Raw genomic sequence first — 4,238 nt, 5'->3', positions numbered from 1 at the left:
GCGCGGGAGGCGGCCCGACGCGAGCTGTCCAAGCGGATGTACCACGAGAACGACCCCGGCCTCGTCCAGCGCGCCCTGAACGCCTTCTGGGACTGGGTCGACAAGTTGTTCGGCGCCGCCTCCGCGGCGACACCCGGCGGAACGCTCGGACTCGTCGTCATCGTCCTCGCGGTCGTGGCGGTCGTGGCCGCCCTGTGGTGGCGCCTGGGCACTCCGCACCGCACCCCCGCCTCGTCCGCCACCCTGTTCGACGACCGCCCGAGGAGCGCCGCCGGACACCGCGCCGCCGCCGAGGCCCACGCCGCCCAGGGCCATTGGAACCAGGCCGTCCAGGAGCGGATGCGCGCCATCGTCCGCTCCTTGGAAGAACGCGCGCTGCTCGATCCACGCCCCGGCCGCACGGCCGACGAGGCAGCCGCGGAGGCGAGCCGCACCCTGCCCTCCCACACGGACCGACTGCGCGCCGCGGCACGGGACTTCGACGACATCACGTACGGTGGCCGGTCCGGCGAGCCGCGCGCGTACCAGCGCCTCACCGAGCTCGACCGCGACCTGGAGCGCACCAAACCCGTACTCACGGACAGCGCCCACAGCACGGACCGGAACACGACCCGCAACAGCCGCCAGGGGGCCGCCTCATGACCGAGGCCACCCTCACCTCCACCTCGGCCTCGCCCACCGCCCGCCAGTTGTGGAGGCGTGCGCGCGGACTCGTCCTCGCGCTCGTCCTCCTGCTGGTGGCCGCCATCGTGATAGCCGCGGTCCGCTCGGACGCCCGGCACGGCCGCCTCGACCCCCGCTCCGCCGACCCCTCCGGCAGCCGAGCCGTCGCCCAGCTCCTCGCCGGCCAGGGGGTTTCCACGCGCGTGGTCACCACCCTCGACAAGGCCCGCGCCGCCGCCGGCCCCGACACGACCCTGCTGATCGCGGTCCCCGACCTGCTGACCAAGCGTCAGCAGACCCTCCTGCACACGACGACGGAACGCTCCGACGGCCGTACGGTCCTGATCGCCCCCGGATCGCCCTCCATCGGCACCCTCTCCCCGGGAGTCACCGCCGACCCGTCGGTCAGCTTCGACTCGACGCTCTCCCCCGACTGCGATCTGCCCGTCGCGCGGCGAGCGGGCAGCGCCGACACGGGCGGCATCCGCTACACCACCACCGACCCCGGCGCCGACGCCTGCTACCCCAGCGACGGCCTGCCCACGCTCCTGCGCGTACCGGCGGCTTCCGGAAGCGGCGACACCGTCGTGCTCGGCGCCCCCGACATCCTCTACAACGACCGCGTCGACGAGCAGGGCAATGCCTCGCTCGCTCTCCAACTCCTCGGTTCCCGCGCTCATCTGGTCTGGTACCTCCCCTCGCTCTCCGACGACTCGGCCACCGACGCGGGCGGCCAGAGCTTCCTCGACCTGCTCCCCTCGGGCTGGTTCTGGGGCACGCTGCAGCTCTTCATCGCGGCAGTCCTGGCCGCGCTGTGGCGGGCACGCCGAATGGGTCCCCTCGTACCCGAGCGGCTTCCCGTCGCGATCCGCGCCTCCGAGACCGCCGAAGGCCGCGCCCGCCTCTATCGCAAGGCCAGCGCCCGCGACCGCGCGGCCGGCGCTCTGCGCTCCACGACCCGCACCCGCCTCGCCCCTCTCATCGGTGTGCCCACGGCCCAGGCGCATGCGCCCGAAGCCCTGCTCCCCGCCCTGTCCGCCCGTCTCGACGGCGACGGACAGGCCCTGCTCCCGCTCCTCTTCGGGCCACCGCCCCGCGACGACGCGGCCCTCGTCTCCCTTGCCGACCAACTCGACGCCCTCGAAAGAGAGGTACGCATTTCATGATGGACCCGACCACTGACAACGCCGGGTACACCGGGTACTCCGGGGATGCGGACACCGCCCGCTCCTCCCTGGAAGCCCTGCGCACCGAGATCGCCAAAGCCGTGGTCGGCCAGGACCCCGCTGTGACCGGCCTCGTCGTCGCCCTCCTCTGCCGCGGACACGTTCTCCTCGAAGGAGTCCCCGGAGTGGCCAAAACGTTGCTCGTCCGCGCGCTCGCGTCCGCGCTGGAACTCGACACCAAGCGCGTCCAGTTCACCCCCGACCTCATGCCGAGCGACGTCACCGGCTCCCTCGTCTACGACGCCCGCACCGCCGAGTTCTCCTTCCAGCCCGGTCCGGTCTTCACCAACCTCCTGCTGGCCGACGAGATCAACCGCACGCCTCCCAAGACCCAGGCATCGCTGCTGGAGGCGATGGAGGAACGCCAGGTCACCGTCGACGGCACGCCCCGGCCGCTCCCCGAGCCCTTCCTGGTCGCCGCGACCCAGAACCCGGTCGAGTACGAGGGAACGTATCCGCTCCCCGAGGCCCAACTGGACCGTTTCCTCCTCAAACTGACGATCCCGCTGCCCTCCCGACAGGACGAGATCGACGTCCTCACCCGCCACGCCGAGGGCTTCAATCCGCGCGACCTGCGCGCTGCCGGCCTGCGCCCCGTGGCCGGTCCCGCCGACCTCGAAGCCGCCCGCGCCGCGGTCGCCAAGACAGTGGTCTCCCCCGAGATCACCGGGTACGTCGTCGACCTCTGCCGAGCCACCCGCGAATCGCCGTCGCTCACCCTCGGCGTCTCCCCACGCGGCGCGACCGCGCTCCTCGCCACGGCCCGCGCCTGGGCCTGGCTGACCGGCCGCGACTACGTCATCCCCGACGACGTCAAAGCCCTGGCCCTGCCCACCCTCCGGCACCGCGTCCAACTCCGCCCCGAGGCCGAGATGGAGGGCGTGACGGCCGACTCCGTCATCAACGCGATCCTCGCCCACGTCCCCGTCCCCCGCTGATGGCACTCACCGGACGCGCCGCTCTCCTCGCGGCCCTCGGCGCACTCCCCGTCGGCATCTGGGGACCCAGCTGGACCGGCATCCTCGCCGTGAACGCCCCCCTGGCCCTGGCCTGTGCCTGCGACGCCGCCCTCGCTGCTCCCGTACGACGCCTCGGCCTGACCCGCTCCGGCGACACCTCGGTACGCCTCGGCGAGTCCGCGGACGTCACCCTCACTGTCACCAATCCTTCCGGCCGCCCCTTGCGCGCGCACCTCCGCGACGCCTGGCCGCCCAGCAGTTGGGAACCCGGCACCGAGGTCGAGGCCTCCCGTCACCACCTGACGGTCCCCGCCGGCGAGCGCCGCCGCCTGACGACCCGTCTGCGCCCCACGCGCCGCGGCGACCGCCAGGCCGACCGCGTCACGATCCGCTCGTTCGGCCCCCTCGGCCTGTTCTCCCGTCAGGGCAGCCACGAAGTCCCGTGGGCCGTACGCGTCCTGCCTCCGTTCACCAGCCGGAAGCACCTCCCTTCCAAACTGGCCCGGCTCCGCGAACTCGACGGCCGCACCAGCGTGCTGACACGCGGTGAGGGCACGGAGTTCGACAGCCTGCGCGAGTACGTTCCCGGCGACGACACCCGTTCCATCGACTGGCGCGCCACAGCCCGCCGGACGACGGTCGCCGTACGCACCTGGCGTCCCGAACGCGACCGACACATCCTTCTGGTCCTCGACACCGGCCGCACCTCCGCGGGCCGCGTCGGCGACGCCCCCCGTCTCGACGCCTCCATGGACGCGGCCCTGCTCCTCGCCGCCCTGGCCTCCCGCGCCGGGGACCGCGTTGACCTCCTCGCCTACGACCGCCGGGTGCGCGCCCTCGTCCAGGGCCGCGCGGCGGGCGACGTCCTTCCGTCCCTGGTCAACGCGATGGCCGGCCTGGAACCGGAGCTCGTCGAAACGGACGCCCGCGGCCTGACCGCCACAGCCCTGCGTACCGCCCCACGTCGTTCCTTGATCGTGCTCCTGACGAGCCTCGAAGCGGCCCCCGTCGAGGAGGGCCTGCTTCCTGTGCTGTCCGGCCTCACCCAGCGCCATACGGTCCTGTTGGCTTCGGTCGCGGACCCGTACATCGCGCAGATGGCGAAGGCCCGGGGAAACATCGACGCGGTGTACGAGGCAGCGGCGGCGGCCCAGGCCGAAGCCGGACGCCGGCGCACGGCCGAACAGTTGCGGCGCCGCGGAGTCACCGTCGTCGACGCGACCCCGGACAACCTGGCGTCGGCTCTCGCGGACGCCTATCTGGCCCTGAAGTCGGCCGGTCGCCTGTAAACGAAGAGCGGAAAAGGCCCCGGCCCTGTAGGGGACGGGATTATGGAGTCCAGAGCTACGGGGTCTGGAACAGGGGGTCCGGGAAAGACCTCTGGACATAC

4 protein-coding genes are annotated in these 4,238 nt (G+C 72.8%); all 4 read left to right on the top strand.

Features of this window, described 5'->3' with window-relative positions; translation table 11 throughout:
- A partial coding sequence (locus N4G66_RS44790; protein WP_261710090.1) for a DUF4129 domain-containing protein occupies nucleotides 1-642 on the top strand: 642 nt, incomplete at its 5' end.
- Nucleotides 639-1,829: a DUF4350 domain-containing protein gene (locus tag N4G66_RS44785; protein WP_261710089.1), complete on the top strand. Its 1,191-nt coding sequence runs from the start codon at nucleotides 639-641 to the stop codon at nucleotides 1,827-1,829. The genes N4G66_RS44790 and N4G66_RS44785, both read left to right, overlap by 4 nt.
- On the top strand, nucleotides 1,829-2,827 hold the full coding sequence (locus tag N4G66_RS44780) for an AAA family ATPase (protein ID WP_261710088.1): 999 nt from the start codon (nucleotides 1,829-1,831) through the stop codon (nucleotides 2,825-2,827). The genes N4G66_RS44785 and N4G66_RS44780 overlap by 1 nt, the downstream gene beginning before the upstream one ends.
- Nucleotides 2,827-4,137 (top strand): DUF58 domain-containing protein, encoded by a 1,311-nt coding sequence (locus tag N4G66_RS44775; protein WP_261710087.1) that lies wholly within the window; start codon nucleotides 2,827-2,829, stop codon nucleotides 4,135-4,137. Before N4G66_RS44780 ends, N4G66_RS44775 begins: the two co-directional genes overlap by 1 nt.
- Nucleotides 4,138-4,238 lie beyond the last annotated feature (101 nt).

The sequence above is a fragment of the Streptomyces rhizosphaerihabitans genome (assembly GCF_025399795.1).
Classification (GTDB): Bacteria; Actinomycetota; Actinomycetes; order Streptomycetales; family Streptomycetaceae; genus Streptomyces; species Streptomyces rhizosphaerihabitans.
Note: the sequence above shows the minus strand (reverse complement) of the source record. Positions and strands in the feature narration are given on the sequence as shown.